This is a genomic window from Pedobacter terrae (assembly GCF_036946585.1).
GTDB classification, from domain to species: Bacteria; Bacteroidota; Bacteroidia; order Sphingobacteriales; family Sphingobacteriaceae; genus Pedobacter; species Pedobacter terrae_C.
In genome coordinates this window covers 119,212-125,211 of sequence record NZ_JAQIIV010000013.1, presented here as the reverse complement: position 1 = coordinate 125,211, position 6,000 = coordinate 119,212, and the positions used below count along the sequence as shown (strand labels likewise).

The 6,000-nt window shown below is 39.9% G+C and carries 3 protein-coding genes; 2 read left to right on the top strand and 1 reads right to left on the bottom strand.

Going from position 1 to position 6,000, the window contains the following annotated elements; genetic code table 11:
- A partial coding sequence (purL, locus tag PGN18_RS16400; RefSeq protein ID WP_335320696.1) for a phosphoribosylformylglycinamidine synthase occupies window positions 1-2,409 on the top strand: 2,409 nt, incomplete at its 5' end.
- Window positions 2,410-2,762: 353 nt separating this feature from the next.
- On the opposite strand, the gene PGN18_RS16395 is transcribed toward purL, so the two are convergent.
- Complete coding sequence (locus PGN18_RS16395; RefSeq protein ID WP_335320695.1) at window positions 2,763-3,659, bottom strand: energy transducer TonB; 897 nt, start codon at window positions 3,657-3,659, stop codon at window positions 2,763-2,765.
- 151 nt (window positions 3,660-3,810) lie between these two features.
- Between PGN18_RS16395 and PGN18_RS16390 the strand changes: the two genes are divergently transcribed.
- Window positions 3,811-5,985: a glutamine synthetase III family protein gene (locus PGN18_RS16390; RefSeq protein ID WP_335320693.1), complete on the top strand. Its 2,175-nt coding sequence runs from the start codon at window positions 3,811-3,813 to the stop codon at window positions 5,983-5,985.
- The last annotated feature ends 15 nt before the right edge of the window (window positions 5,986-6,000 follow it).

The window sequence follows — 6,000 nt, the reverse complement described above, 5'->3', positions numbered from 1 at the left end:
ATTCAGAGATCAAACCCTGAAATGCAAAAACGTGCCGCAAATGCGGTTCGTGGTTTGGTAGAAAGCGATCACAATCCAATCATTTCCATTCACGATCATGGTGCAGGTGGTCACTTAAACTGTTTATCAGAACTGGTGGAAGAAACCGGTGGTTTAATCAACCTTGACAAACTTCCCGTGGGCGACCCTACCCTTTCAGCTAAAGAAATTATCGGCAACGAATCGCAGGAAAGAATGGGATTGGTAATCGGTAACGAGCATATCGAGACCCTTCAAAAAATAGCTGATCGCGAGCGTTCACCCATGTATACCGTAGGTAAAGTTACCGGCGATCACCGTTTCACCTTTAAATCGGCCACTACCGGTTTAAAACCAATGGATTTAGAGTTAGCAGCCATGTTTGGCAGTTCACCTAAAATTGTAATGGAAGATCATACGGTAGACCGTAAATACAGCGAACTTACTTACGATGCAGGCCAGTTAAGTACTTATTTAGAACAAGTACTTCAATTAGAAGCAGTTGCAGCTAAAGACTGGTTAACCAACAAGGTCGATCGTTGTGTGGGTGGCCGTGTAGCTAAACAACAGTGCGCTGGTCCGTTACAATTGCCGTTAAACAACTGTGGTGTAATGGCTTTAGATTTCCAGGGTAAAGAAGGTATTGCCACTTCAGTTGGGCATTCACCAGTTTCAGCGCTGATTGATCCTGCTGCAGGTAGCCGCAACGCCATCGCCGAATCACTTTCCAATATAGTTTGGGCACCTCTAAAAGATGGTTTAAAAAGCGTGTCACTTTCTGCCAACTGGATGTGGGCCTGTAAAAACGAAGGTGAAGATGCCAGGTTATATTCAGCTGTAAAAGCTTGTTCTGATTTTGCAATCGATTTAGGTATTAACATCCCAACTGGGAAAGATTCCCTATCGATGAAACAGAAATATACCAACGGTGATGTGATTGCACCCGGAACGGTAATTATTTCGGCTGGGGCCAATTGTGATGATATCACCAAGGTAGTAGAACCGGTATTACAAAAAGATGGTGGTGCCATTTACTACATCAACCTATCAAATGACAGCTATAAATTAGGTGGTTCATCTTTCGCGCAAATTTTGAATAAGGTAGGTACCGAAACACCGGATGTTAAACATGCAGATCAATTTAAGAATGCATTTAATACCTTACAACAATTAATTAAGGCCGGTAAGATTCAGGCCGGACACGATATTGGCAGCGGTGGTTTAATTACAACCCTGCTGGAAATGTGTTTTGCAGACCGGGATTTAGGCGCCGAACTCGATTTATCGGCTTTAGCAGAGCAGGATAGCATTAAATTGCTTTTTGCCGAGAATATTGCCGTTGTTTTTCAGGCTGATGCTGCCGCTGAAGCTACATTAACCGAAAATGGTGTCACTTTCCACAAAATTGGTACAGTAAGCAATTCCGCTAAACTGGAAATTAAAAATGCTGCTGAAAGCTTCAGTTTTGATATCGACCATTTACGCGATGTTTGGTTTAAAACATCTTACTTGTTAGATAGCAGACAAACCGGAAACGGATTAGCCAAAGCGCGTTACGAGAATTATAAAAACCACGTTTTAAATTACAGTTTCCCGCTTACCTTCGACGGTAAAAAACCAGTAATTGACGAAACCAAACCAAGGCCAAAAGCAGCCATCATCCGCGAAAAAGGAAGTAATTCTGAACGCGAACTGGCAAATGCCATGTATTTAGCTGGTTTTGATGTGAAAGATGTACACATGACCGATTTAATTACCGGAAGAGAAACGTTAGAAGATATTCAGTTTATTGGTGCAGTAGGTGGTTTCTCCAACTCGGATGTTTTAGGATCGGCCAAAGGTTGGGCTGGTGCATTTTTATACAATGAAAAAGCGAGAATCGCTTTAGAAAAATTCTTTGCCCGCCCTGACACCTTATCTGTGGGGATCTGTAACGGCTGCCAGTTATTTGTTGAGCTGGGCTTAATTAATAAAGACCATGCCGATAAACCTAAAATGTTGCATAACAAAAGCGGCAAACACGAAAGTATTTTTACTTCATTAACCTTACAGGAAAATAAGTCTGTAATGCTGTCAAGCCTTGCCGGAAGCACGTTAGGGGTTTGGGTATCACATGGTGAAGGAAGATTCTCGTTACCATATGCAGAAGATCAATATAAAATTGTAGCCAAATACGCTTACGAAACCTATCCAGCAAGTCCGAACGGCTCTGATTACAACACTGCAATGCTGTGCGATGAAACCGGCCGTCACCTGGTGATGATGCCGCACATTGAGCGTTCATTGTTCCAATGGCATTGGGCAAATTATCCAGCAGGCAGAAAAGACGAAGTTTCGCCATGGATGGAAGCCTTTGTAAATGCACGTAAGTGGATTGAAAACCAAGGGTAATATTTAACAGGACTTATAGAGTTGTCAACTTTGCTAGATGACGGCAAGAAAGTTGGCAACTCTCAACGATTTTTAAATGGATGATGGAATTTAAAAACCATCATCCATTTTTTTTATTCATTAGATTTATAGAGTTGTCAACTTTACTAGCATGGTGGCAAGAAAGTTGACAACTCTCCATACAAAAAAAAAACGGCCTGGGCACTGCCCAAACCGTTCACCTAAACCTAAATCTACCTAAAAACCAAGGGCGTTATTAAGGAATAATATAAGATGGTATAGGTAATATGGAAGGATCATCATCATTGATTTCCTATTCTACCTCACCCATGCGAAATCATCCATTTTCCATCTTACATCATCTGAAAATTAATGGCCATGTTATACCTTACGCGTACCGGAACACCTTTATTTTTACCTGGTCTCCAAAGTGGTGATTTTTTGATCACTTTGATGGCCTCTTCATCACAACCATAACCCAGGCCCCTTAGCACTTTAACATCAGTTACAGAACCATCTCGCTCTACCACAAAGCTCACAAATACTTTTCCTTGTATACCATCTTCCTGTGCCTGATACGGGTACCTTAAATTACGCTCCATATATTTAGACCAGGCTTTGGCACCGCCATTAAATTCAGGGTACTCATCGACTCCGCTCAAATCTATAACCGCATTCGGATCGCCAGTACCCTCCCCGTCCTTTGCAGTACCTGTACCATCACCATTCCCTTTACTATCAGTAATGACCAAATTAGGCGCTACAATTCCATCTTGCGTTTTATCGCTGATCACAGCCTGCTCAATCTCTTTAATGGTTGGCGGATCTGGAAGATCTACTTTATCTACCACCACTACCTGTGACGGAAGTGCAATTGTTTTGACCTTAACCGGATCAGCTTTTGCTGGTTCAATCTTCTTCTCCGGTTCAGGCGCTTTTGGTTTCATCTGGTGAATCACATCGGTTAAATCAATAACCTTTGCTTTTTCTACAACCACATTTTCTTTAGGTACGAATCTGCTATAAATTAAAGGGGCGAAACAGGCGAGTACGAATAAACTGCCTGATACGAAAAGTACCCTTGTCATAATCGACGATGATTTGGATCTTAAATCATAAGCGCCGTAGTTTTTGTTGCGGTCTGCAAATACAAGATCAAGCCACTCGGTCTTGTATACGTTAATTGAAGAGTTGAACATAGCTTTATTTTTATACCATGATGCAACAAAATCTTCGATTCCATAAAACATCCAAAAAATCTATTTTCGTTACAAAAAATGAAATTTCTCACCTGAAAAACATTTTTTTATTTCATTTTCAATAAAATTGATATAATTTTTGCGATTATTTTACTTGAATTGATAAAATATACTATTTTTGACAAAAAAACATAACGAATTAATGAAAAGCTTAAGAACCATCGCATTAAAAGAGGCTCAAAACAGAATTTCGCCTGAAGTTAAATCTCCTTCTGCTAAAATTTCTGACTTTTTTGGCGCTAATGTATTTGATAAGAAAAAAATGAGAGATTTCTTATCTAAAGACGTGTATGAGAAATTAATTTCATCTATCAACCAAGGTGAGTTAATTAATGCAGACGACGCAAACCAGATTGCTACTGCCATGAAATCGTGGGCAATGGCTTCCGGAGCAACCCACTATACACACTGGTTCCAGCCTTTAACCGGTACTACAGCCGAAAAACACGATTCGTTTTTTGAGCCTAGCGGTGAAGGTGCAATTGAAAAATTTTCAGGTAGCGCTTTAGTTCAACAAGAACCAGATGCATCGAGTTTCCCTAACGGTGGTATCCGTAATACTTTCGAAGCTCGTGGTTACACAGCCTGGGATCCTTCATCTCCAGCATTCATTATGGAAAGTAAAGCAGGTAAAACCCTTTGCATTCCTACCGTTTTTGTATCTTATACAGGCGAAGCCTTAGATTATAAAGCACCTTTATTAAAAGCATTGGCTGCATTAGATAAAGCTGCCGTTGACGTTTGTCAATATTTTGATAAAAGCATCACTAAAGTAAATGCTTCTTTAGGTATTGAGCAGGAATATTTCCTTGTTGATGAGTCGTTGTTTAACGCCCGTCCGGACCTATTGTTAACAGGTCGCGCTTTATTCGGACACATGTCTGCCAAAGGTCAGCAATTAGAAGACCACTATTTCGGTTCTATCCCTGAGCGTGTATTCACATTCATGGTAGATTTCGAAAACGAAGCTTTAAAATTAGGTATTCCTTTAAAAACCCGTCACAATGAGGTTGCGCCTTCTCAATTCGAGTGTGCACCAATTTATGAAGAAATCAACTTAGCGATCGACCACAACCAATTGTTGATGGATTTGATGGAAAAAGTTGCCCGTCGTCACCATTTCCGTGTGTTATTACATGAAAAACCATACGCAGGTATCAACGGATCAGGTAAACACAACAACTGGTCGTTAATTACCGATACAGGTAAAAACTTATTGGCTCCAGGTAAAACACCAAAAAACAACCTGATGTTCCTTGCTTTCTTTGTAAACACCATTAAAGCAGTTAGCGAGCATGCCGATTTATTACGTGCAAGTATTGCATCAGTAAGCAACGATCACCGTTTAGGTGCAAATGAGGCGCCACCTGCAATTATCTCAATTTTCTTAGGTTCACAATTGAACGATGTATTAGATGAGATTGAGCACTCTCGTATCAGCAAAAAAATCAAAGAGGATAATGCACTTTGGTTAGGTATTCCTAAAATCCCTCAAATTTTATTGGATAATACCGACCGTAACCGTACCTCTCCTTTCGCCTTTACTGGTAACAAATTTGAGTTGAGAGCTGTAGGTTCTTCTGCCAACTCTTCTGCTCCGATGACGATCTTAAATGCGATTATGGCAGAGCAATTGATTAAATTCAAAGCCGAAGTGGATAAGTTGATCAAAAAAGGTGATAAAAAAGACATCGCTTTATTAACGGTGATCAAAAAATACATCAAAGAATCTAAATCAATCCGTTTTGAAGGTAATGGTTATAGCCAGGAGTGGGAAGATGAAGCTGCAGCACGCGGTTTATCAAACATCAAAACCACACCAAAAGCATTAGATGCTTATTTAACCGAAAAATCAGCTGATTTATTTGCAACTACTGGTATTTATAGCTCACGTGAAATTCATGCCCGTCATGAAATCATGTTGGAAAACTTCTACAAAAAATTACAGATCGAAGCACGTGTAATGGGTGAAGTAGCCAATACATCTATTATCCCTGCTGTAATTGCTTACCAAAACTCATTAATCGAAAACGTTAAAGGATTAAAAGAACTTGGTATAGAAAGTAAATCTTCTTTAGAAATTGTTAAAAAACTATCTGATCACTTAGATATCGTGAAAACGAATATCGATGCGATGTTAGAGGAACGTAAAGTGACCAACAAATTGGAAGATACCCGCGAAAAAGCGATTGCTTACGATGAGAAAGTTAAATCATACTTCGATACCATCCGCTACCATGCTGATAAGTTGGAGCAAATTGTTGACGATAGCGTTTGGCCTTTACCAAAATTCAGAGAATTATTATTCATGAAATAAGAAAGGCTTAAGCTA